The sequence below is a fragment of the Streptomyces sp. NPDC014870 genome (genome assembly GCF_043081505.1).
Taxonomy (GTDB): Bacteria; Actinomycetota; Actinomycetes; order Streptomycetales; family Streptomycetaceae; genus Streptomyces.
Window position 1 is genome coordinate 365,745 of record NZ_JBIBWQ010000003.1, and the last position, 22,968, is coordinate 388,712.

Here is a 22,968-nt window from a genome sequence, read left to right on the forward strand (position 1 = left end):
AGCTGAATCCCAGAATCGTTGCCCGGCGACGGTGCGAGCCTCACTCGACATTTCTTGGTACTCCCCTGAGTCCGTACGCGGATTCCATGTCGCCATAGTAGACGTGCTCGCCCTTAGGGCCATGGTAATGAGGTAGTGACCACTCCTCCAGTTCTGGATCATTATTCTTGAAGTAATGGCCATTCGCGTGGTGGTGGAATTCGATCTCATTCCCCTTCGAGTCGATCGCCCGAATCAGTTCCCATGGTTCTCCCTTGGGCCCGAAGAGGTTCGGGTTCTTTCCCCATTGGTCGACTCTCATGATGTAAGAAGGATCCTCGATGTCATAGCGGCGCAGAACTTCGGCGAGAGCCGAGTCGTGGTCGGCGAACAGGACGTCGCCGCGATCTTTATCGAGCGCAAGGTGCTTGTCAGGGCCACCGGGAGGGCATGGCCCGAGCCCCAGGGGATCGCTCCACGTGTGGGGGTTGTGGACGTACGTCGCCGGGTTCGGGGCCGGGGTCAAGCCCAAGGGGTCCTGAGTGAGGTACCGGGCCGATTCCGGGTCGTAGTAGCGGAAGTGGTTGTAGTGGAGGCCCGATTCGGGGTCGAAGTACTGGCCCGGGAAGCGGAGGGGGGTGTAGGCGGTGGCCGTGCGGTTCCAGGTTGTGGTGCCCCAGAGGGTGGTGCGGGTGTGCCAGGCCAACTCGCCAGATTCCGCGACGAGTTCTGTCGGGGTGCCGATCAGGTCCGTGACGATGGCGAAGAAGCGCTCGTCCGTCGAGTCCGTGCGGCGTTCCGTCTGGGCCAGGGGGCGGAGGCCCTCGTGGTCCCAGGTGAGGGTGACCTCGGCTGTCTGCTGTTCGCAGAGTGTCGTGCCGTCCCAGGTGAAGTGGGTTGTTTCCGCTGGGGATTGTTTTGATATTCGGCGGCCCAGGGGGTCGTACGCGTAGCGCCACACCGTGCCGTCCGGGGTCGTCACCGACGTCAGGCGGTCCTCCGCGTCCCACGCGTAGCGCCAGGTGTCCGGCTTCCGGGAGAGGCGGGTCTTCTGGCGCAGGATCGTGCGGCCTTGCGCGTCGTGTTCGTAGCGGACCGAGCCCGCGTGGGTGAGGCGGGTGCCCGTGTACGTGCGGGTGCCCGTCGATGCGTGGGACGGGTGGGTCGACGGCCACGAGGCTTCCGTCTGGTTGCCGGCGTCGTCGTAGGCATACCGTTCCGACCAGTCCTTCGCGTGCACCGCCGTGACACGGCCCACCGCGTCCACGTCGAAGCGGCGCGTTCCCGAGAGCTTGTCCGTGACACCGATCAGGTTGCCGTCGGGGCGGTACGCGTAGGTGCGGTGTTGGAGCTGGGTCCCGCGGGACGCAACATCTTGTGTCGCCAGGCGGCCCCTCTCGTCGAACGACGACGTCAGCGTGACGAAGTCCGACACCGTGCGGGCCGCCTCGCGTCCCGCCGCGTCCCGGTCGAAGGCCAGGCGGCGGCCCGAAGTCGTCAGCTCCGTCCTGCGGCCCACCGCGTCGTACGACCACGTGCTCGTCGAACCGCCCGGGGTCGTACGGCCCACCCGGCGGCCCGCCGCGTCGTGCGTGAAGGAGAGCGTTCGGCCGTTCACCGTCTCGGAGACGAGGCGGCCGTAGCGGTCCCTGAGGCGGGTCAGCGTCGCGTCGGGGCACGTCGCCGCCGCCAGTTCGTCGAAGACGTCGTACTCGTACGTGGTGACCGCGCCGGCCGCGTCCTTGCGGACGATCTGGCCGAGCGCGTTGCGCTCGAAGCCGATCGTCTGGTCGAGCGCGTTCGTGCGGGAGGTCTGGCGGCCCGCCGCGTCGTAGCCGTAGGTGAGCCTGCGATCGTCGAAGTCCGTCTCCGTCACCAGGCGGCCCGCGCCGTCGTACGCGTACTCCCACGTCAAGCCCTGCGGGTTGGTCACGCGCGTCAGGCGCAGGTTCGTGTCGTGGGCGAAGCGGTAGCGGATGCCGTCCGGGGTCGTGCGGGACGTCAGGAGGTCGAAGTCCGTGTACGAGAAGTGGGTTGTTCCGCCCAACGCGTCCGTGTGGGTCAGGCAGTTGCCCTCGCCGTCGTACGTCCACGACTCCACCGTGCCGTCCGCTGCCGTACGGCGGGACGGCAGGCCCTCCACCGTCCACTCCAGGCGCGTCTGCGCGCCCAGGGCGTCCGTGATCCGGGTCGTGCGGCCGAACGCGTCGTGCTCGTAGCGGGTCGTCGACCCAAGCGCGTCCGTGATCTCGGTCGGCAGGCCCCGGGGGTCCAGCACCAGGTGCGTCGTGGCGCCGAGTGGGTCCGTCACCGACGTCAGTCCGCCCGACACGTCGTACGTGAACCTCGTCGTCGCACCCGAAGGGTCGGTCACCGACGTGCGGTTGCCGCGCTCGTCGAAGGTCTGGCGGGTGACGTTGCCGTCCGTGCCGACGATACGGGTCGGAAGGCCCAGGGCGTTGTACTCGGCCCTGGCCTGACGGCCGTCCGGGCGTTCCAGCGCGGTCATACGGCCGTGCTCGTCGTACGTGGAGCGGGTGACGTTGCCCAGGGGGTCCGTGTGGGACAGGAGGTTGCCGTGGCGGTCGTACGCGAAGCGGGTGCCCGCGCCCAGCGCGTCGATCTCGGCGACGCGCTGCGCGCGGTCGTTGATCAGATGGCGCTGGGTGTGTCCGTAGCCGTCCGTGAAGGTCGTCAGGCGGAGACCGGTCGCCGGGTCGACGTCGTCCCAGGTGAAGGTGGTTTCGAGGTGGCCGTTCGTGCCTGACTGATAGGTACAGCGGTCCTGGTCGTCGTAGACGTAGTCGAAGCGGCTGCCGTTGGTGTCCGTCCACGAGGTGATGCGGCCCTCCTCGTCGCAGCCGAAGCGCAGGGGGCGGCCCGAGGAGTTCACCACCTCCGTCAGGTGGCCGTCGGTGTAGCCGTAGCGCAGGATCTCCTGGTCGGACCCGTCCGGTGCCGCTTCCGCGAGGTGGAGGGCCGTCACGCGGCCTTCGGCCGTGGTGAGCTTCAGGTGGTAGCCGCCGTGGTGGACGATCGAGGTCGGGGCCCCCGTCTCGTCGTGCTCGAACGTGATCCAGCGGCCGTTGCGGTCGTCGATCTGGGCCAGGAGGGCCAGTTCGTGGGTGTGGTCGGTGAAGTGGCGGACCGTGCCCGTGTCGGGGTCGGTGATCGTGTAGCCGTCCTCCACCCGGTCCAGCGGCCACTGCCGGCCGTGGGCCGGGACGACCGGGACGCCCGGTGCCGGGTGCGGGTACGCGAGCAGGCTGCCTTCGTCGCAGCTGAAGATCACGCCCTCGGAGTCGATCTCAAGGCGTTGGTCCACCGTCGACGACCACGTCGGGCCGAACCAGCGGCCCGAGCGGCGCGAGGAGTCGAAGGTGCGGCGGAAGAGGAGCGGGAGCGAGCCAGGCAGGGTGATGTCGGTCTGAGGCAGCAGCATGTGGCCCGACGCGATGTCGACCGGGTCCTTCTCGCAGTCCTTCTGGCCGGTCGTCTTGCAGCTGGTGGGCGGGTCCTTCTCCTGGTCCGCCCGGGGGGTGCCGTCCGACTCCATGTGAGGTTTGTCCGGGCGCTCGGCTCTGTCCAGGCCGGCCCGCAGGCCGCCCTTGATGACGCCGCCGCCCTTCGTGCCCAGGAGTTCCGGGAGGAGCCGGCCGATGAACTCGCTCGGGTCGCCCTTCGCCGCGTCCCAGGCGTTCTTCAGCGCCCGGTCCGGGTTCGCCACCGTGGAGACCAGGCCGGCGAGCGTCGTGTTGACGCCCTTGTAGTAGTCCGCCGGGTGCGTCAGGTTGTACGGGTCCGTCGGGTTCACCGAGCGGACGAAGTTGACCAGGCCCGCCGTGCCCTTGACGACGCCGCCGCCGAAATGGGCCAGCTCGAAGCCCTGGCCCAGGGCGTGGTCCATCATGTCGAGCTTGGCCTTCTCGACGCCCGTCGGCTCCTTCGGCGCGTGGGCGAGCGCCGCGCGTACCGCCGTTCTCGCCGTCTCCCCGGCCTCGTTGCGCGCCCTGCGCGCGTCGTTCAGGATCTCCCGGGCCCGCGCCCGCTTTGACGCGCCCGGGTCGGAGAACGTGCCCGGGTGGGGCAGCGGACTGTCCCCGGTGCGAGCGGTGTTGTAGGCGTCGACCTTCTTGTTGTACGTCTCTACCGCCGACTTGGAGTCCTTGTCGCCCTCCTTGTACAGGGCGATCGCCTCGCCCGCCTTGCCCTGCGCGCTCACCACCGTCTTGGCGTACGTCTCCAGCGCCTTGGCCGCGTCCTCCATCGCGTCCGCCGCGTGCAGCCAGTCGGTGGGCAGGGTCTGGAACTTCTCCCGGAACGTGTTGGCCGCCTCGCCCCGCCAGTGCGCCGAGTCCAGCTTCTTCATCCCGCCGCCGACCAGGTCGAAGGCCTGCCGGAAGTCCCGGAGGTTCTTCGCCGTCGCGGTGATCCGGTCCGGTTTGCCGTGGATCAGCTCGTTCGCTTCCTCGCTCTGTCCGAGCTGCTGCTCCCCGACCTGCGCGCCGAGCGACGACGCCGTCTCGTCGCCCCAGTCCTCGACCGCGTCCGCCCAGTCGTGGGCACCGACCTTCTCCAGGCCCTCGCCGATCTTGTCGGTGGCGTGGTCGATGCCCTTGCCGACCAGCTCCTTGCCCTTGTCGATCCCCTTGTCGAGCCCGTCGACTATGCCGTCGCCGATCCCCCGCCAGTCGACCATCAGCGGCTCTCCCCCCACCGCGGCTGCTCGGCCTGCTCGATCGTCGCCCGGTCGGGGGCGAGGGTCTCCTTCAGCTCCTCGTCCATCAAGTCACGCAGCTTCGGGTCCACCACACCCGAGTTCTCCATCGAGTCGAGCAGCGAGTCCTCGACGTCGTACGCCGTGTTCCGCCAGGTCTGCTCGACCTCCTGGTGGGCCTCGGTGAACGACTCCCGGCTGTAGTCCGCGTTGTCCCACATGTGCTGGTCACGAATGGTGTCCCAGCGCATCTGCTTGACCTCGTCCTCCGACAGGTGCGGGTTCCCGTTGAGGGAGTTCACCGCGATCTTGAAGGAGTCCTTCACGTACTGCTCCTGCTCCGCGAACGAGCCCGCCGAGAGGCCGACCCCCTGCGCAAAACCGTTTCCCCGCAAGGTCAGCGCACGGACGCCCCACTCCCACCGGTCGCAGAACGTCTCGAACTCGGCCGTCAGGCCCCCGTGCCCCAGCTCAAGGCCCGACAGCGCCAGATCCGAGAACCCTCGGCCCGCCGACGCCTCGCCGATCATGCCGAGCTCCTTCAGCTCCGCATGCGCCAGATTGATGCCCTTCACGATCTCCGCGAGCGCCGCCGCCGGCGCCGCGAGTTCAGGCTCGTTCCCGCTCATCCTGGGCCCCCGTTCCCCCGAGATCCACCGCCACCCCGTCCGGGACGATCCCCGCCACCGGCGGGAACACCATCCCGTCCGCACTGCCCGCGTCCAGCGCCACGCCCCCCGGACCCGGCAGCATCGGCACCATCACGTCCAGCAGGCGTGCGCCGAGGATCGTGCGGTACGTCCACTCATGCTCCGCCTCGCCCCGCGCGACCGCGAAGCGCGCCAGCGCCTCCTCGTCCGAGAACGCGCAGATCCACCGGACTCCGCTGAAGTCCGCGGTCCACAGGCTCCCGTGCTCGTCGAACGGCACCAGAACCGCCGTGCGACGGAATTCGCCGAGTAACCGCGCAAACTCCCGCCGGGCCACCGCCGCCTCGTCGACCGGTTCGGCGTGCGGCTCCGTGTTCGGAGCCGTCCTCCGATCCGTGCTCGGAGGAGGGTTCTCCGACAATTCAGTCAGTCTTGAGGCCCGTTGAGGCTTCGCCGCGTCCCCGTTCCCGTTCTCCGTCACCCACGCATGCTGCCACGCGATCATTTCCACGAGCAACGAACAAAAGCGCGAGGCCCGGAACCTGTCAGGTTCCGGGCCTCGCTCCAAGTACTACGGGAAGGGCGTCAGTCCTTCTTCGGGTCCTCCAGGCGCGGGAAGAGGATCGCGCCCTTCGTGACCGTCGTGCCTGCCGGGAGCTTGCCCCACTCGCCGGCCGACTGGACCGGCTGGGAGGCGAGGGAGCCCAGGGAGGGCTCCGCGCCCAGGGAGTCCCAGAGCTGCTGGGAGGTCTCCGGCATGATCGGGTTCAGGAGGACCGCGACGCCTCGGAGGGACTCGGCCGCCGTGTAGAGGATCGTCGCCAGGCGGGCGCGGCCCGCCTCCGACTCGTCCTTGGCGACCTTCCACGGCTCCTGCTCCGTGATGTAGCCGTTGACCTGCTTCACGAAGTCGAAGATCGCCAGGATGCCGCCCTGGAAGTCCAGCTCCTCGCCGATCTTCTGGTCGGCGGTCGCGACGGCCTTCGCCAGGCCCTCGTGGATCGCCTTCTCCGCGTCACCGTCGGCCGTCGCGGCCGGCAGGGCGCCGTCGAAGTACTTGCCGACCATCGCCGCCACGCGCGAGGCGAGGTTGCCGTAGTCGTTCGCCAGCTCGCTCGTGTAGCGGGCGGTGAAGTCCTCCCACGAGAACGAGCCGTCCTGGCCGAACGCGATCGCGCGCAGGAAGTACCAGCGGTACGCGTCCACGCCGAAGTGCGAGGTCAGGTCCTGCGGCTTGATGCCGGTCAGGTTCGACTTCGACATCTTCTCGCCGCCGACCATCAGCCAGCCGTTCGCCGCCACCTTGCCCGGCACCGGCAGACCCTGCGCCATCAGCATCGCCGGCCAGATCACCGCGTGGAAGCGCAGGATGTCCTTGCCGATGAGGTGGACGTTGGCCGGGAAGGTCTCGTTGAACTTCTCGGGGTTCTCGTTGTAGCCGACCGCCGTCGCGTAGTTCAGGAGCGCGTCGATCCACACGTAGATCACGTGCTTCTCGTCCCACGGCACCGGGACGCCCCAGTCGAAGGTCGAGCGCGAGATCGACAGGTCCTCGAGGCCCTGCTTGACGAAGTTCACGACCTCGTTGCGCGCCGACTCCGGCTGGATGAAGCCCGGGTTCGCCTCGTAGAACTCGAGCAGCTTCGGGCCGTACTCGCTCAGCTTGAAGAAGTAGTTCTCCTCCTTGAGGATCTCCACCGGCTTCTTGTGGACGGCGCACAGCTTCGTGCCGTCCTCGGCCTCGATGAGATCGCCCGGGAGCTTGTACTCCTCACAGCCCACGCAGTACGGGCCCTCGTACCCGCCCTTGTAGATCTCGTCCTTGTCGTACAGGTCCTGCACGAACTCCTGGACGCGATCCGTGTGCCGCTTCTCCGTCGTGCGGATGAAGTCGTCGTTCGCGATGTTCAGGTGCTCCCAGAGGGGCTTCCACGCCTCCTCGACGAGCTTGTCGCACCAGGCCTGGGGCGTGACGTTGTTCGCCTCGGCCGTGCGCATGATCTTCTGACCGTGCTCGTCCGTGCCGGTGAGGTACCACACCTTCTCGCCGCGCTGACGGTGCCAGCGCGTGAGCACGTCGCCTGCGACGGTCGTGTAGGCGTGGCCCAGGTGAGGAGCGTCGTTGACGTAGTAGATGGGGGTCGAGACGTAGAACGCCTTCGCCCCCTGCTTCTCGGATCCAGTGGCCGCCATGGTCGAAATCCTAACGGGCAGTTCAAGATCCACTCACATCCATAACCGGGGGGTGAGACGGGGTGGGGTGGGTGTGGGGTGGGTGTGGGGTGGGCGTGGGGTGGGTGTGGGGTGGGTGTGGGGTGGGCGTGGGGTGGGTGTGGGAGCTCGGAGAGCTTTGCGAAACGTTGGCCCGCGTAGAAAGAGCCGTGGCCGTCAGCAGCGAGGAAGAGATCATGCGCGTACTTGTCGCCGAGGACGAGGAGGTCCTCGCGGAGCTCCTCGCCACCGGGCTGCGGCGGGCCGGCTTCGCCGTCGACACCGTCTACAGCGGCGACGCCGCCCTCGCCTACCTGGGCCTGCACGACTACGACGTCGTCGTCCTCGACCGGGACCTGCCCCGCGTCCACGGCGACGACGTCGCCCGCGCGCTCGTCGCCCGCTCCGCCCGGACCCGGATTCTGATGCTCACTGCTTCCGCTTCCACCGAGGACCGGGTCGAAGGGCTCGATCTCGGTGCCGACGACTACCTCGGCAAGCCCTTCGAGTTCCCCGAGCTGGTCTCCCGTGTCCGCGCCCTGCGGCGCCGCAGCGCCCGGCCCGTGCCGCCGCGCCTGGAGCGGGTGGGGGTGGCGATGGACACCGTGCGGCGCGACGTGACCAGGGACGGGCGCGTCCTCGATCTGTCCCCGAAGGAGTTCTCCGTCCTCCAGATCCTGCTGGAGGCCGACGGGGCGACCGTCTCCGCCGAGGAGCTCCTGGAGCGGGCCTGGGACGCCCACACCGACCCGTTCACCGGCGCGGTACGGGTCTGCATGAGCAAGCTGCGCGCCAAGCTCGGCGAGCCGGCGCTGATCAGGACCGTGCAGGGAGTGGGGTACGCGCTGTGACGGGTGTCCTCGAAGCAGGGTCCACCATCCGGACCCGGATCGCCCTCGTGTACGGGGGCGTTTTCGTCGTGCTCGGCGGGTGCCTGCTCACCGTCGTGAACCTGCTCTCCCGCGCCGGTACGGAGGGCGAGGCGGACGCCATCGCCGCGCGGGTACGGGTGGTCGCGCCGTTCGAGACCGTCACCGCCTACCGGCTCAGCGACGACGTCAGCCGGGCCGCGGGCGAGCAGATGCTCATGTGGTCGTGCCTGGCCCTCGTCGTCATGGCGTTCTGCGCCGTCGCGGTCGGGTGGTGGACGGCCGGGCGTGTGCTGCGGCCGGTCCACGAGATGACCGCGCGTGCGCGACGCCTCTCGGAGCGGAACCTGCACGAGAGGATCGCCGCGAGCGGGCCCGACGACGAGCTGAAGGAGCTCGGAGACACGATCGACGCGCTGCTGGGCCGTCTGGAGGCCGCCTTCGACAGCCAGCGGCGGTTCATCGCGAACGCCTCCCACGAGCTGCGGACCCCGCTCGCCACACAGCGCGCCGCGATCCAGATCGGCCTCGACGACGCGAACGAGGTCAAGCAGGTGCTCCTCGACAGCAACCGGCGCAGCGAGCGCCTCATCGAGGGGCTCCTGGTGCTCGCGAGGAGCGAGCGTGGCCTTGAGGGGCGGGAGCGGGTTGAGCTGGGGAGTGTCGTCGAGGAGGAGTGCGACACCTTCGGGGTTCCGGTGGAGGGTGCGGGAGGTGTCGTGCTCGGGAGCCGTGTGCTGCTTGGGCAGCTCGTACGGAACCTCGTCGCCAACGCCGTCGCCTACAACGTGCCGGGTGGTGCGGTGGAGGTGTCCGTGGCCGGGGGTGTCGTGACCGTCGTGAACACGGGACCCGTCGTCGACCCCGCGGACGTACCGGGGCTCTTCGAGCCCTTCCGGCGGGGCGAGGGCCGTGACCGGATGGGGCCGGGGGCCGGGCTCGGCCTGTCGATCGTCCGCTCGATCGCGGCCGCCCACGGGGGGACCGTCAGCGCGGTCGCCCGGGGGGAGGGAGACGGCGGGGGCCTGGTGGTGACGGTGACGTTGCCCGTCTCCGTCACCACCGGGCCCCCAGTCGCTTCCGGTCAGGCCTCCCAGGTGGAGAGCAGCCCGCGGTAGAAGTCGGCGTGGGCGGTCTCGGAGGGGGTCGCGCCGGCGAGGAAGTGGCCGGTACGGGGGGCGGTGAGCTTACGGACGTAGTCGAAGGCCTTGTTGTCCTCCTCGCCCCACGCCACGAACTGCCAGTGGATCGGGCGCTCGGCGGCCTCGGCGAGCGCCTGGGTGGCGGCCGTCTTGGACTCGGGTGCGCCGTCCGTCTGGAAGACGACGAGTGCGGGGCGGGTGGGGTCGGCCTTCTCGTGGTGGGCGAGGACCTCTTCGACGGCGCGGTGGTAGTTCGTACGGCCGAGGCGGCCGAGGCCCGCGTTGATCTCCTCGATGCGGCCGTCGATGCCGGCCGGGCGGAGTTCGGCGGTGCCGTCGATGTCCGTGGAGAAGAAGACGGCGGTGACCGTGGCGTCCTCGGTGAGGTGGGCGGCCAGGGCGACCGTCTGCTCGGCCAGGCGCTGGACGGACCCGTCCTTGAAGTACCCGCGCATCGACCCTGACCGGTCGACCACGAGGTACACGGCCGCCTGCGCCTTGACCAGCCCGCGCTCCTTGAGCACGTCACCCGCGGCGGCGTACGCGTCGAGCAGCTGCGGCGCGTCCGCGGCGACGACCCCTGCGGGGGCGGGGGCAGTAGCGGGGGCGGTGGGCTCGGCCTCCGCGACGACTGCCTCGGGCTCGGGCTCGGGCTCGGGGGCGGCGGCGGTGACTGCCTCCAGCTCGGGCTCGGGCTGGGGCTGGGGCTCAGGGGCGGTGGCCGGCTCGGGCTCCTCGGCGACGACGGCCGCTTCCGGCTCCGCGTCGTCCGCCTCGGGCTCGACCTCCGCGGCGACCGGCTCCGCCTCCGCCGGGGCGGCGGCGTCCTGCTCGTCGGCCTCGGCGGCGACCTCGGTCGCCTCGGGCTCCTCAGCGGCAACGGTCGCCTCGGGCTCCTCCACGACGGCCGCCTCCGCCTCGGCGGCGGCCTCCACGGCCTCCGCCTCAGCCTCGACCTCCGCCGTGGCCTCGGGTGCTGCCTCGGCCTCGACCTCGGCTTCTGCCGCAGGCGTCTCCGCCTCCGTCGGCTCGGTGACGGCCTCAGTCACCTCGACCGGCGCGGGCTGCTCGACCTCGGCGACGACCTCGTTCGCCTCAGGCTCCGCGACGACGGCCTTGTCAGCCTCTGGCTCCGTCTCCTCCGCCTCCACGGTCTCCGCGACCGGCTCCTGCGGCGACGGGCTCGCCGTCCGTGCCGCCGGGACCTTCGGGTTGTCGAAGGCGGCTGCCACCAGGTCGTCCGCCGCGCGCTGAGCCGCGTCCTTCCTGGGGGCCGCCGACGGCACCGCGGCCGTGGACGTCTCCGTGGTCGTCGACGCCGTCGTGGCCGGCGCGGAAGCAGGCGTGGTCACCGGCGCGGAAGCCGCCGTGGCCGCTGTGGCCGCCGTGGCCGACGCGGTCGTCGGCGCCGAAACCGTGGCCGTCACCGTCGCCGGGGCCGTCTCCTCCTCCGCGGCCGGGGCCGCCTGGGGCGGGACGGAGGTTGCCGGGGAATCAGCGTGCTGTTCCGCACGATCGCGTCCGAACACCTTGCGCAGCAAGCTCCGAATGCCCATGGGCGAGGCCTTTCGCATGAGTTGAGTGCGGTGAATGTCCGTACTGGGAGGAATCATCCCTGGCCAGGGCGGACACGTAAGGTTAGCGGCCCCGGGTGTGTCGCCTTCGGTGGCCCATAATCGACCCTCCCCGGCCGCCGTACGGCCCGCGCCACGCCCGTGAACGGCCGCCGAACGAACCTCCGTTCCTGCCCATTCATGCGCCGTTCACTTCAGCGCCTCCCCCGTGCAGATGTGTACACATAACGTCACCGCCGGACCAATTCCCGACACCATGTCGGGACCAAGGGGCGGCGCAGTATTGCGCCGGAGGAGGACCAAGTGCGCAAACTGCTGCCGCTGCTGAGCACCAACCCGCACGGAGGCGGCCGTTCCGCCCTCACCTGCCGGTTCCGCTGTGGTGACGCCTGCTTCCACGAGGTGCCCAACACCAGCGACAACGAGTACGTCGGCGACGTCATAGCCGGCGTCCTCTCCCGCCGTTCCATGATGCGCACCGCCGCCGTCGTGACCGTCGCCGCCGCTGCCGGCAGCGCCGTCGTCGGCTCCGGCAGCACGCCGGCCGTCGCCGCCGCCCCTGACAGCGACGCCGCCTCCGCCGCCGCCAAGGGCTTCCACCGGGTCGACGGCGCCCGCGGTCTGCGCTTCACGCCCGTCGCGCCCAACACGGCCGACAAGGTCACCGTCCCCACCGGCTACGAGCAGAACGTCGTCATCCGCTGGGGCGAGCCCATCCTCCGCGGTGCGCCGGCCTTCGACGCCGACAAGCAGACCGCCGCCGCGCAGGCCGGTCAGTTCGGCTACAACAACGACTTCCTGAGCCTGCTCCCGCTCCGCGGCGAGTACGGCCGCCAGCTCCTGGTCGCCAACCACGAGTACACCGACGAAATCCTGATGTTCAAGGGTTACGACGCCGAGAACCCGACCCGCGAGCAGGTCGAGATCGCCTGGGCCGCCCACGGACTCTCCGTCGTCGTGGTCCAGGAGGAGCGCCGCTCGGGCAAGCTCACGCCCGTCACCCGGCACTCGCTCAACCGCCGTCTCCACACCACCAGCGCGTTCGAGCTGACCGGCCCCGCCGCCGGGTCGAAGCTCCTCCAGACCTCCGCCGACCCCTCCGGCCGCAAGGTCCTCGGCACGCTCAACAACTGCGCCGGCGGCACCACCCCGTGGGGCACGACGCTGCACGGCGAGGAGAACTTCAACCAGTACTTCGCCAACGGCTCCTCCGCCACCGACAAGCGCTACGGCGTCGGCACCGGTGCCTCCGAGCGCAAGTGGGAGCGGTTCGACAAGCGCTTCGACCTCAAGCAGGAGCCGAACGAGGTCCACCGTCAGGGCTGGGTCGTCGAGCTCGACCCGTACGACCCCCAGTCGACGCCGAAGAAGCGCACCGCGCTCGGCCGCTTCAAGCACGAGGCCGCGCAGCCCCGCCTCACCGCGGACGGCCGCCCGGTCGTCTACATGGGCGACGACGAGCGTTTTGACTACTTCTACAAGTTCGTCTCGTCGAAGCGGATGAAGAAGGGCAACTCGCGGGCCGCCCGCGCGCACAACCTCACCCTGCTCGACGAGGGCACCCTCTACGTCGCCAAGCTGACCGGCGACAGCCCGGCCGCGCAGATCGACGGCACCGGCAAGCACCCGTCCGACGGCGAGTTCGACGGTTCCGGCGTGTGGATCCCGCTGGCCACCGGCAACGTCTCGCACGTCGAGGGCATGACCGCCGAGGAGGTGTACGTCTTCACCCGCCTCGCCGGTGACAAGGTCGGCGCGACGAAGATGGACCGCCCCGAGGACGTCGAGCCGAGCCCGCGCACCGGCCGCGTCTACGTCGCGCTCACCAACAACACCAACCGCGGCAAGACCGGTTACGCCCCGGCCGACGAGGCCAACCCGCGCAACCTGAACAAGCACGGCCAGATCCTGGAGCTCGCCGAGAACTGGGACGACCCGACCTCCGACGGCTTCGCCTGGCGCCTCTTCCTCGTCGCCGGCGACCCGAACGACCCGGCCACGTACTTCGCCGGGTACCCGAAGGACAAGGTCTCCCCGATCTCCTGCCCGGACAACGTCGCCTTCGACCCGCACGGCAACCTGTGGATCTCCACCGACGGTGCCCAGCTCGGCTCGCACGACGGCCTGTTCGGTGTGGCCACGCAGGGTGAGCGGCGCGGTGAGCTCAAGCAGTTCCTGACCGTCCCGAAGGGCGCCGAGACCTGCGGTCCGATCATCCAGGACCGCCGTGTCGTCATCGCCGTCCAGCACCCGGGCGAGCTCGACGGCGCGTCCGTCGAGAACCCGAAGTCGGAGTGGCCCGACGGACCCGGCAAGATCGTCCGTCCGTCCGTCGTCTCCGTCTGGCGCAAGGACGGCCGCGACATCGGCGTCTGAGCCGGTCGGAGCCCGGTGTGAGGGGCGTGGCCCCGCCCCTCACACCGGGCCCAGCCCCAGGCCCTCCCGGAAGCGGACGAACTGCTCCTCCGGTTCGCCCGTGTACGCCCACGGCACCCACGCCGCCCGCGTCCCGAGCATGGTGAGCACCTCGCGCGCCACCTCGACCTGGCCGGCGTAGCAGGCCGCGTGCGCCAGGTAGTTGAGGTCCGGTACCTCCTCGGGGGCCACCGGACCGCCCGGCTCCCGGCCGCCGATCCAGCGCTGGTGGGTGCGGCGCAGCTCGTCCACGGCCAGCTCGTGCTTCCAGTGCTGGTCGAACCCGCGCACCGGGCCCCGGCCGAGTGCCCCGTCCGCGATGTAGCGGTACTCCTCCACGCGCGCCACCTGCACCAGGACCGGCAGCGGCGAACCGGGCGGCGCCACGCCCGCCGCGTCCCGCGCGAAGTCGTACATGGCGCCGTGCGTGCCGTGCCAGCGCGCCGACAGGTACCGCATCACCTGGGCATGGCCCTCGGTGTTGTACGGGTCCCGGTGCCGCAGCTCGTCGAACCACTGGCGCAGTTGCCTGCGGGTCACCCCGCCCTCGTACAGCCGGGCCACCGAGAGCAGCGAGACCCAGGGCATCGGGTCCGCCGGCGCGGCCTCCGTCGCCCGCAGGCAGGCGTCGACGGTCGCGTCGACCCTGCCCCGGTCCACGACCGTGCCCCGGCCCGCCGCGATGGCCGTGTCGAAGATCCGCACCACCTCGGTCGCGGCCCGCAGCACCGCCGCGTCCGGGCTGTCCGGTTCGGCCGCCCGCCAGGACTCCACCGCCGAGCTGCCCGCGGCCGCGTGCGCGAGGAGCCGTATCCGGTGGGTCCGGCGCGCCCAGTCCTCGCCGGTCTCCCGCAGCAGGTCCCGGACGCCCTGCCAGCGGCCGATGACGATGTCGTTCCGCGCCACGGTCAGCGCCCGGTCGCCGAAGTCCGGGTCGAAGACGGGCGTGAAGCGCGGCGAGCGTCCCGAGCGCGCAGAGCGGCGGAGTGCGGCCATCGTCAGAAGTCCGTCGAGAGCGACTCGTCCGCCCTGCGCGCCCGCGGCGTGCTCGGTGCGAACGGTTCGGCCGCCGCCAGGGCGCGCGCCGCGTCGAGCCGCGCCGGCCGGTAGTACGCGCTGCCCCGGCGCCAGTACACGAGCATCGGGACGAGGCCCACGAGGAGGCCGCCGAGGCCCACCACGCGGGCCGTCGTGGACAGTTCGCCGAGGGACTCGACGAAGGCCCACAGCATGAACGCCGAGCCGAGGAGCGGCCAGACACCGCCGATCAGGAGGTTTCGTACGGACGTGAGCAGCATCTTGCGGTACGCGACGACGGCGGCGAGGCCCGCGAGGGCGTAGTAGAAGGCGATGAGGAGGCCGATCGCGGAGACCGCGTCGCGCAGGATCCGGCTCATCGAACCGGCGGCCGCCGCGGCGCAGAACATCAGCAGCGCGGCGCAGCCGACGGCGGCGATGGCGACCCAGGGGGTGTTCCAGCGGCGGTGCACGGTGCCGAGCGCGGCCGGCATCGTGTGGTCGCGGCCCATCGCGAACAGCGAGCGGGTCACCTGGATCAGGGTGGTCTCCAGGGTGGCGACCGTCGACAGGAGCACCGCCGCGACCAGGAGCTTTCCGCCGACGCCCGGCCAGATCTCCTGGCCGAGGACGGCGAGGACGTTCGCGCCGCCCCGCTCGATCTGGTCGGAGGTCAGGAGGACGTTGACCGCGACCGTGAACGCCTCGAAGATCAGGAAGACGACGCCGACGCCGACGAGCGCGGCGAGCCCGGCCGTACGGCGGCTGTTGCGGGTTTCCTCGCTGAGGTTGCTGGTGACGTCCCAGCCCCAGTAGTAGAAGGCGGCGATCAGCGCGCCGGAGGCGAAGCCCGCCGGGCCGTCGAAGTGGCCGAAGCCGAACCAGGACCAGTCGAAGGCGGTCGCGTGGCCCCGGTGCAGGAGGGCGGCCAGGATGAACGCGACGAGGATGAGCATCTCGACGCCCGACATCAGGAGTTGGGCCCGTACGGTGAGCCGGGCGCCGCCCAGGACGACGAGCAGCATCATCAGGAACCAGCCGGCGCCGACGACGGCGGCGAGCGGGGTGTTGTCGGCCAGTGAGGGGTCGATGAGGGAGAGCGTCAGGGCGCCGGCGGGCAGCGAACCGGCGACCATGAACACGGTCGCGGAGACGACGAGGGCCCAGCCGGAGAGGAAGCCGAGGAAGGGGTGGAGGGTGCGCCCCACCCAGGAGTATCCGGCGCCCGCGTTGACGTCGATCCGCCCGAGGCGCGCGTAGGCGAGGACGATGCCGAGCATCGGGATCGCGCAGTACAGCAGGGCCGCGGGGCCCGCGAGCCCGACCGCGCCGAAGAGCACGGCCGTGGTGGCGGCCAGGGAGTAGGCGGGCGCACTGCCGGCGACGGCCATGACGACGGTGTCGAAGGTCCCGAGGACATTGGGCTGGAGCCCTCTGCCGGTCGTGGTGCGCATGGCGGATGTCCTTGGGGGGCACGGGAGCGGTGCAGGACGAAGTGACCGTGCTCGCCGGGTGAGTTCTTCCCCGGATCGCGCACGGATCAAGGTGAATCGAGCGCATCGTAGTCGCCCCGGCGGATTCCGGTAACGGCGGCATGGAGGGTTCCGCTCAGTGACCGCCGGTAAGTCCATCCGTACGCCCCCGGCGGGGTGTTTGGGCGGATCTTGGAAGGGGAGAGTGCCGTCGGTCCGCCGCGGCCCGGCCTTCCGGTTTCAGTCCTTCACCGCCGTCGCGCGGGGCGTCGCGATCGCCCGGGCGGCGCGGACCTCCTGGCGCAGCGGGGCGAGCACGCCCTCCTCGTCGCCGGTCAGCTCGGCCCGTACCTCCACCAGGACGTCCGTGCCTCGCAGCCCGTCCGCGAGCTCCCGCAACTGCTGCTCCACGGCTTCCACTTCCGCCGGGTCGGGCGGCGGCGCGCCGTGGTTCACGCGGACCCGGGCGGCGGTCGTGGCGTCGACGATCCGCTCCACGGCGACGACCAGCGGCCACCAGGCGGAGGCGACGGTGCCGGTCGGCGGCGGTTCGGTCAGGGCGCGCTGGAACTCGGAGCGTACGGAGGACAGATCGCGGTACAGCTTCCGCCGGGCGCGCACCCGGGCGCCCGGGTCCTCCTCCTCGGGCGCGCAGAACGCCCGTGCCACGTACGCGGCGGTGTCGGCGACGGAGTCGGCGAGCCGGTCGCCGATGCGGCTGTGCCAGGACTCGGGCCAGAGCAGATAGCCGGCGACCAGCGCGATCCCGCAGCCGATGAGGGAGTCGTAGAGCCGGGGCAGGACCAGGTCGAAGCCCTGCCGGTTGATGAGGTCGGAGAGCAGCAGGATCACGGGCGTGATCGCCGCCGTCTGGAAGGCGTACCCCTTGGCGGAGAAGGCCGGGATCAGCCCGGCGAGCACGACCATCACCGGCACGTCCCACCAGCCGCGCGGCACCTCGGCGAGCACGAGGGCGGCGGTGACGAGGCCGACGGCGGTGCCGAAGGCGCGCAGCACGGCCCGGGAGAAGACGGAGCCGAAGTCGGGCTTCATGACGAAGGTGACGGTGAGGGCGACCCAGTACGAGCGGGGTACGTCGATCAGCGAGACCAGCGCCTGGGCGAGGCCGATGCAGAGCGCGAGCCGAAGGCCGTACCGCCAGGAGGCCTCGGAGAACAGCACGCCCCGGGCGACCCGGCGGGCCCGGACCCGCAGGGCGGCGGGGCGGCCGAGCCGGTCGTCCACGTTGTACGGGTTCGGCTCCGCGCTGTGGACGACGGTCGCCGCGTGCCGCAGGGCGTGGTCGACGGCCTTCTCGGCGGGCCTGCCCGGCTGGGGGAGGTCCAGGGCGGGGGTGCCGGTGCGGCCCTCCTCGACGGCGTCGGCGAGGTCGCGGACGGCGGCGGGGATCGCGGGCGGCAGGGGGCGGTGGAAGCGGAGGGCGGCGATGTGGGCGGCCGGGGCGGCCTCCACGAGCGGGATGACGGCGTTGAGCTGGGCGAGCAGCCGGACGAGGATCGGCGCGCGGCCGTGCTCGCGGGCGCGGCGGGCGAGGACGAGGTCGTACGCCTGGTTGAGGGAGGCGGTGACGGCCTGCCGCCGCTCCTCGTACGCGGGTGTCGTGCCCGCGGCTTCGAGGACGTCGGCGACGGCCCGGTAGGTGCCGGCGACGGCGGTCCGCTCGGGGACGAGGCCGCGCAGCGGCCAGCCGAGCAGGGTCAGGGCGAGGACGACGGCGCCGCCGAGGGTCAGCAGGAGCGGTGGCTTCCACCAGGGGTCGGGCATCGGGAGCCCGGCGCCGACGACCGCGTTGAGGAGCAGGAGCAGCCCGGACGCGGAGGCGACCGCGCCGATCGAGGAGATCATCCCGGAGACGAGCGCGATGAGCGTGAGGACGGCGACGGCCGGCCAGCCGTCGCCGTACACGAGGCTGCCGAGGGTGACGCCGAGGGCGCCGAAGAGCTGGGGGACGGCGATGTTGTGGAACCGCATCCGGTACGCGTCGGCGGTGTCGCCGATGACCCCGGAGAGGGCGCCCATGGAGACCAGGGCGCCGTAGACGGGCTGGTCGGCGGCGAAGCCCACGGCGAGCGGCGCGGACAGGGCGATGGAGGCACGGGCGACGGCGGCCCAGGGGATCGGCGCGGGAGCGGGGCGCAGGCCTGCGGTGAGCCAGGTGGGCGGGGTGAGGCGTCCGGGGCGTGCCATGGGGTCACGGTACGCGGCTTGCGGGGATCCGCCCGTAGTTGGGCGGTTTCACCTGCGGTTGGGCTGCTTCGTGCCCGTACGGTACGGGGCCGGCGGGTGCCGGTCAGTTGCGGTAGCCCTCCACCTCCGCCGCCGGGCGGACGGCGGCCGTGTCCGGGTCCTCCCCGAACTCGCTCTTCGCGCGGCGCTGGCGCAACAGGTCCCAGCACTGGTCCAGTTGCACCTCCAGCTCGGCGAGCCGGGTCAGCTCCTCGGGGAGCAGGCCGCCCGTCCGCTGCCGCAGCGCCCGTTCCTCCTCGACGAGGCCGCCGATGTTCGCCAGGATCTGCTGGTCGTCGTGCATGTGCTCCATACAGTCCAGCGTGGCCGATCAGCGGCCCGCGTGCAGGTCGAGATCGGTCAGGACGGCCCGGTGGTCCGAGCCGGTCAGCTCCAGGAAGCGGACCTGGCGGACCCGGAAGTCGTCGCTGACCAGCACGTGGTCGATCTGCACGTACGGCGGCAGGGCCAGCTCGCGCGGCCAGGTCGGGGTCCTGGCGGCGCCCGCGAGCCGGGCCGCGTCGTGCAGCCGGCCCGTGTCGAGGACGGCGCGGAAGGCGGCGTGGTCCTGGGAGGCGTTGAAGTCGCCGGCGAGGAGCACCGGGCCGCCCGCGCGGTGCGCGGCGCCCGCGGCGTCCGCCACCCGTCCCAGCTCGGTCCGCCAGTCCTCGACCTGGCGGGGGAGCGGCGGCAGCGGGTGCGCGAGGCGCAGCTCGACGTCCCGGCCGCCGATCCGGGCGCCGGCGCCCGGCATGCCCATCGCGGCCGGGATCGGGGGCCGCGCGGTCAGCGGGTACGCGCTGAGGATCACCGAGCCCGTCGAGCCCTCGCCGTCGACGACGGCCCGGTGCGGGAGGTTCGTGGACAGGGCGCCGGTGAGGGCGCGTACGCACGCGGGGTCGCACTCGGAGACGTACAGGAGCGCGGGCCGCTCCCGCCGCGCCGCCGTGACGAGGGCGCCGGTCGCCTCGCCGAACTCGACGTTCGCGGCGAGTACCCGCAGCCGTTCCACGACGGGCCCGCGGGCGGTCGTGGTGTCCGGGCCGTACGGGAGCGTGAACCAGGCCGTGGTGAGCAGGACGAGGGCCGACCAGCCGGCCAGGAGGCGACGGCGGGCCACCAGGGCGAGCAGGGCGGCGAGCGCGGCCGGGAGGGTGAGCCAGGGCAGGAAGGACAGCAGCTGCGGTACGGGGGTCAGGGCGTCGGTGTCGAGCAGCCGGCAGCCGGTGACCAGGGTCGGCACGGCCACGAGCAGACCGGCGGCCCAGGCGGCTGCTGCGCGGTGCCTGGGCCGGGAGGCCTGCGGGGCGGGGTCGGGCACGGAGGACGGCTGGGCTGCCAGGAGTTGCTCCACTCCGTCAGTGTCGCAGCGCCTGGGCGACCTCGGCCTTCGTCTCGCCCGACAGGGTGCGGTTGCTGCGCGCCGTACCGGACTTGGACTTCCCCGCCTCGACCCCGTCGATGTTCAGGACGACGGCGTCGAGCAGGTTCCCGCCGCTGTCGCGGAAGTTGACCATGACGGTGTAGTCGGCGCTCTTGTCCTGCGGGTTCGTGGCGGTGATCTCGGCGGTGGTCCGGTCGCCGTCCACCTTCGTCGGACCCGCCTTCACCTCCTCGGTGGCGTTCACCCCGTCCTTGACCTCGTTCATCTTCTCCTGGGCGGCCGAGGCCGCGGCCGAGGTCGCCGAGGAGACGATGTCGCCCGCCTTCTGCTGGGCCTCCTCGGTGCAGCCGGTCAGGCCGGCCAGGGCGAGGAGGGCGGCGACGGAGGCGGCGGTGAGGACGCGGGTACGGGTGCGAGCGCGCCGCGTGTGCCTCACACCGTGTCCTTGCCGTAGGTGTCGTCCGTGGCCAGGGCCCAGATCACGAAGATCGAGATGGCCATGGAGAACAGCGCCCACCAGGGGTGGTACGGCAGGAAGAGGAACTGGGCGATGACGTTGAGGGACGCCAGGGTGATGCCGGCGACCCTGCCCCACCCGGTGCCCTTGAGGATTCCGAAGCCCGCGAGTGCGACGATGATGCCGAGGATCAGGTGGATCCAGCCCCAGCTCGTCAGGTCCCACTTGAACACGTAGTCGCCGACGCGGGTGTAGACGTCGTCCTCGGCGATCGCGGCGATGCCCTGGAGCACGTCCAGGATGCCGATGACCACCATCAGGACGCCGGCGAAGAGGGTCCCGCCGGATGCCCAGCCGGAGCCGGTGTCGGTGCTCTGTCTGCGGGGAGGTGCGGTGTTCTGGCTCATGGGCTCATGGTGCGGCGATTTCGGGTGATTCGCCACCGAACGGACCAATGGGGGCGAAAGGGTGAGGTCGGTCGGGGGGAGCGCACCCCTCGACCGGCCCCGCTCAGAGGGTGTCGAGGAACCCGGCGAGTGCCGCGTCGAACTCCTCCGGCCGCTCCAGATTCGGCATGTGCGCCGCCCGCTCGACGACCACGAGCGTGGAGTGCGGCAGCGCCGCGTGCATCGCCTCCGCGTCCGCGACCGGCGTGTACGCGTCGTCCCGGCCGACCACGACCAGGGCCGGTACGGAGACCCTGGTGAGCAGCGCGCGGTAGTCGGGACGCTCGGCCCGCCCGCGGAGCGCGGCCGCCGCGCCCTCCGGGTCGGTGCCGCGCATCATCCGGTGCACCTGGGGCGCGGCATGCGTGTTGTACGGGGCGACCATCAGGTCCAGGACCTCGTCGGCGTACCCCCGCATGCCCTCGCGGACGAGCCGCTCGGCCATGGCGCGGCGCCCGGCCCTGCCCTCCGCGGTCTCGGCCGCGGGGAAGGTGTCGGCGAGGACCAGACCGCGGATCCGGTCCGGGAAGAGGCGGTAGCACTCCATGACGATCTGGCCGCCCATGGAGAGCCCGCCGAGGACGAACTCCTCGACGCCCAGGTGGTCGAGGAGCGCGGCGAGGTCGCCCGCGAAGACGGAGAGCGGGGTGGTGCCGGGGACGACCGTGGTGGCGCCGTAGCCGCGCAGGTCGGGGGCGACGACCCGGTGCGTGGCCGAGAAGCGCGCGATCTGGGGCCGCCACATCGAGCGGTCGAAGGGGTGGCCGTGGACCAGGACGAGCGCGGGGCCCGCGCCCTGGTCCTCGTAGCCGATGGTGAGTCCGTCGATCTGTGCGGAAGGCATGGTCAGAGGCTAGGCAGCGGCTTTCGCTCGGTGCAATGAGATCCTTTGCTCTCGGTGCAATGAGGTGCCGTCGGAGGAGGGCGTGCGATGGAGGAGTACCGGCGGATCGCCGATCTGTTCGCGCGGCGGATCGCGGACGGGCGGCTGCGCCCGGGGGACCGGCTGCCCCCGCAGCGGGTCCTCGCGCGGCGCCACCGGATCGCCAACTCCACGGCGATCCGGGTGTACGGCGAGCTGGCGCGGCGCGGACTGGTCGTCGGCGAGGTGGGGCGCGGGACGTTCGTACGGGCGGCTCCCCCGCCGCCGGGCGCCGCGCTCGCGCTCGCCGAGCCGGCCGGGGACGCGCCGGTCGACCTCCAGCTCAACTACCCCGTGGCGGAGGGGCAGTCGGGGCTGATGGCACGGGCGCTCGCGGCGCTCGCCCGCGCCGACGTGCTGGGCGAGCAGACCAGCCGCCCGGCGGCGGCCACCGGCACACCCGAGGCGCGGGCCGCCGCCGCGAGGGTCCTCGCGCGGCCGGGCTGGGCGCCGGATCCCGACCGGGTGCTCTTCGCGGGAAACGGCCGCCAGGCCATCGCGGCGGCGCTCTCCGCGCTCGTGCCTCCCGGCGGCTCGCTCGGCATCGAGGCGCTGACGTATCCGCTGGTCAAGACGGTGGCGGAGCGGCTCGGGGTGCGGCTCGTGCCGATCGGGCTCGACGGCGAGGGGATGCGTCCCGACGCGCTGGCGGCGGCCCACCGCGCGGCCCCGCTCTCCGCCGTGTACGTCCAGCCGACCCTGCACAACCCGCTGTCCCTGACGGCGAGTCCGGGCCGCAGGGCCGAACTGGCGGACGTGCTGCGGGAGTCGGGGCTCACCGCGATCGAGGACACCACCTGGGCCTTCCTCGTCCCGGACGCCCCCGCGCCGCTCGCGGCGCACGCCCCTGAGCGGGTGGTGCTCGTGGACAGCCTCTCCAAGCGCCTCGCGCCCGGCCTCACCGTCGGCCACCTGGTCGCGCCGGACGCCCTCATGGTGGAGGACCTCGCGCGGGCGTTGCGCTCGGGCGCGTGGACGGCGGGCGGGCTCGCTCCCCCTACGCCCAGGGGGCGTGGGGGGACCCCCAGCGGCGGCGACCCGGTGGGCGGCGGACGGCACGGTCGACGCGCTCGTGGCGGCGAAGCGCGCGGACGCGGCGGCCCGGCACGCGCTGGTGCTGCGGCACATGGGCGGGTACCGGATCCGTACCTCGCCGCACGCGTACTACTGCTGGTGGGAGCTGCCGGCGCCGTGGCGCGCGGAGACCTTCGCGGCCGCGGCGGCCGAGCGGGGCATCGCGCTGACCCCGGGCCCGTCCTTCGCGGTCGACGGGCGGGGCGCGGGGGGCGGCGGGGGTGGCGGCCGGCCCGGACCGGGGCGCGGGCTCGCGCGGGGCGCGGCGGACGCGGTCCGGGTGGGGCTTGCCTCGCCGCCGCTGCCGGTCCTGGCGGGGGCGCTCGCGCGGCTCGCGGAGCTGGTGGAGCGGGGCCCGGACGGGACGGGCTTGCCTCACTAATCCTGGACGT

Annotated in this window: 17 protein-coding genes and 1 pseudogene; 5 read left to right on the forward strand and 13 right to left on the reverse strand. The window is 71.9% G+C overall.

Annotation, left to right across the window (positions count from 1 at the left end; translation table 11 throughout):
* Nucleotides 1-40: 40 nt before the first annotated feature.
* The 4 genes from ACF09C_RS10245 to metG form a co-directional block, all read right to left on the reverse strand.
* Entirely contained in the window at nt 41-4,678 is a 4,638-nt protein-coding gene (locus ACF09C_RS10245; RefSeq protein WP_392090889.1) for a putative T7SS-secreted protein, read from the reverse strand.
* On the reverse strand, nt 4,678-5,325 hold the full coding sequence (locus ACF09C_RS10250; RefSeq protein ID WP_392090891.1) for a hypothetical protein: 648 nt from the start codon (nt 5,323-5,325) through the stop codon (nt 4,678-4,680). Before ACF09C_RS10250 ends, ACF09C_RS10245 begins: the two co-directional genes overlap by 1 nt.
* Nucleotides 5,306-5,827 (reverse strand): SseB family protein, encoded by a 522-nt coding sequence (locus tag ACF09C_RS10255; RefSeq protein WP_392090892.1) that lies wholly within the window; start codon nt 5,825-5,827, stop codon nt 5,306-5,308. The genes ACF09C_RS10250 and ACF09C_RS10255 overlap by 20 nt, the downstream gene beginning before the upstream one ends.
* 104 nt (nt 5,828-5,931) lie before the next feature.
* Nucleotides 5,932-7,539 carry a methionine--tRNA ligase gene (metG, locus tag ACF09C_RS10260; protein ID WP_392090894.1) on the reverse strand — a complete coding sequence of 536 codons (1,608 nt, stop codon included), beginning with the start codon at nt 7,537-7,539 and terminating at the stop codon, nt 5,932-5,934.
* A 215-nt stretch (nt 7,540-7,754) separates the two neighbouring features.
* Here metG and ACF09C_RS10265 point away from each other — a divergent pair, with 215 nt between their 5' ends.
* A complete protein-coding gene (locus tag ACF09C_RS10265) occupies nt 7,755-8,408 on the forward strand; it encodes a response regulator transcription factor (protein ID WP_392090895.1) in 654 nt (217 codons plus the stop codon).
* A complete protein-coding gene (locus ACF09C_RS10270; protein ID WP_392090896.1) occupies nt 8,405-9,544 on the forward strand; it encodes a sensor histidine kinase in 1,140 nt (379 codons plus the stop codon). Before ACF09C_RS10265 ends, ACF09C_RS10270 begins: the two co-directional genes overlap by 4 nt.
* Here the strand turns inward: ACF09C_RS10270 and ACF09C_RS10275 are convergent.
* Entirely contained in the window at nt 9,511-10,854 is a 1,344-nt protein-coding gene (locus ACF09C_RS10275; RefSeq protein WP_392090897.1) for a VWA domain-containing protein, read from the reverse strand. The two genes, ACF09C_RS10270 and ACF09C_RS10275, sit on opposite strands and share 34 nt — an antisense overlap.
* A gap of 19 nt (nt 10,855-10,873) precedes the next feature.
* Here ACF09C_RS10275 and ACF09C_RS10280 point away from each other — a divergent pair, with 19 nt between their 5' ends.
* Both ACF09C_RS10280 and ACF09C_RS10285 read left to right on the forward strand, forming a co-directional pair.
* A complete protein-coding gene (locus ACF09C_RS10280; protein WP_392090898.1) occupies nt 10,874-11,149 on the forward strand; it encodes a hypothetical protein in 276 nt (91 codons plus the stop codon).
* Between the two features lie 296 nt (nt 11,150-11,445).
* Nucleotides 11,446-13,518: a PhoX family protein gene (locus ACF09C_RS10285; protein WP_392090899.1), complete on the forward strand. Its 2,073-nt coding sequence runs from the start codon at nt 11,446-11,448 to the stop codon at nt 13,516-13,518.
* 39 nt (nt 13,519-13,557) lie between these two features.
* Here the strand turns inward: ACF09C_RS10285 and ACF09C_RS10290 are convergent, their stop codons facing one another.
* The 8 genes from ACF09C_RS10290 to ACF09C_RS10325 form a co-directional block, all read right to left on the reverse strand.
* Entirely contained in the window at nt 13,558-14,553 is a 996-nt protein-coding gene (locus tag ACF09C_RS10290; protein ID WP_392090901.1) for a hypothetical protein, read from the reverse strand.
* 2 nt (nt 14,554-14,555) lie between these two features.
* Nucleotides 14,556-16,028: an APC family permease gene (locus ACF09C_RS10295; RefSeq protein WP_392090903.1), complete on the reverse strand. Its 1,473-nt coding sequence runs from the start codon at nt 16,026-16,028 to the stop codon at nt 14,556-14,558.
* Between the two features lie 258 nt (nt 16,029-16,286).
* Entirely contained in the window at nt 16,287-18,254 is a 1,968-nt protein-coding gene (locus ACF09C_RS10300) for an FUSC family protein (RefSeq protein WP_392090904.1), read from the reverse strand.
* 103 nt (nt 18,255-18,357) lie between these two features.
* Nucleotides 18,358-18,597: a DUF2630 family protein gene (locus ACF09C_RS10305; RefSeq protein WP_362415983.1), complete on the reverse strand. Its 240-nt coding sequence runs from the start codon at nt 18,595-18,597 to the stop codon at nt 18,358-18,360.
* A gap of 27 nt (nt 18,598-18,624) precedes the next feature.
* Nucleotides 18,625-19,647 (reverse strand): endonuclease/exonuclease/phosphatase family protein, encoded by a 1,023-nt coding sequence (locus ACF09C_RS10310; protein ID WP_392090906.1) that lies wholly within the window; start codon nt 19,645-19,647, stop codon nt 18,625-18,627.
* A 4-nt stretch (nt 19,648-19,651) separates the two neighbouring features.
* The gene (locus tag ACF09C_RS10315; protein WP_392090908.1) at nt 19,652-20,113 is read right to left on the reverse strand and encodes a hypothetical protein; all 462 of its coding nucleotides are present in this window, start codon (nt 20,111-20,113) and stop codon (nt 19,652-19,654) included.
* Nucleotides 20,110-20,541 carry a hypothetical protein gene (locus ACF09C_RS10320; protein WP_392090909.1) on the reverse strand — a complete coding sequence of 144 codons (432 nt, stop codon included), beginning with the start codon at nt 20,539-20,541 and terminating at the stop codon, nt 20,110-20,112. The genes ACF09C_RS10315 and ACF09C_RS10320 overlap by 4 nt, the downstream gene beginning before the upstream one ends.
* Before the next feature lie 103 nt (nt 20,542-20,644).
* A complete protein-coding gene (locus ACF09C_RS10325) occupies nt 20,645-21,424 on the reverse strand; it encodes an alpha/beta fold hydrolase (RefSeq protein ID WP_392090910.1) in 780 nt (259 codons plus the stop codon).
* Between the two features lie 87 nt (nt 21,425-21,511).
* Between ACF09C_RS10325 and ACF09C_RS10330 the strand changes: the two are divergent.
* Nucleotides 21,512-22,958, forward strand: a pseudogene (locus tag ACF09C_RS10330) (PLP-dependent aminotransferase family protein).
* The last annotated feature ends 10 nt before the right edge of the window (nt 22,959-22,968 follow it).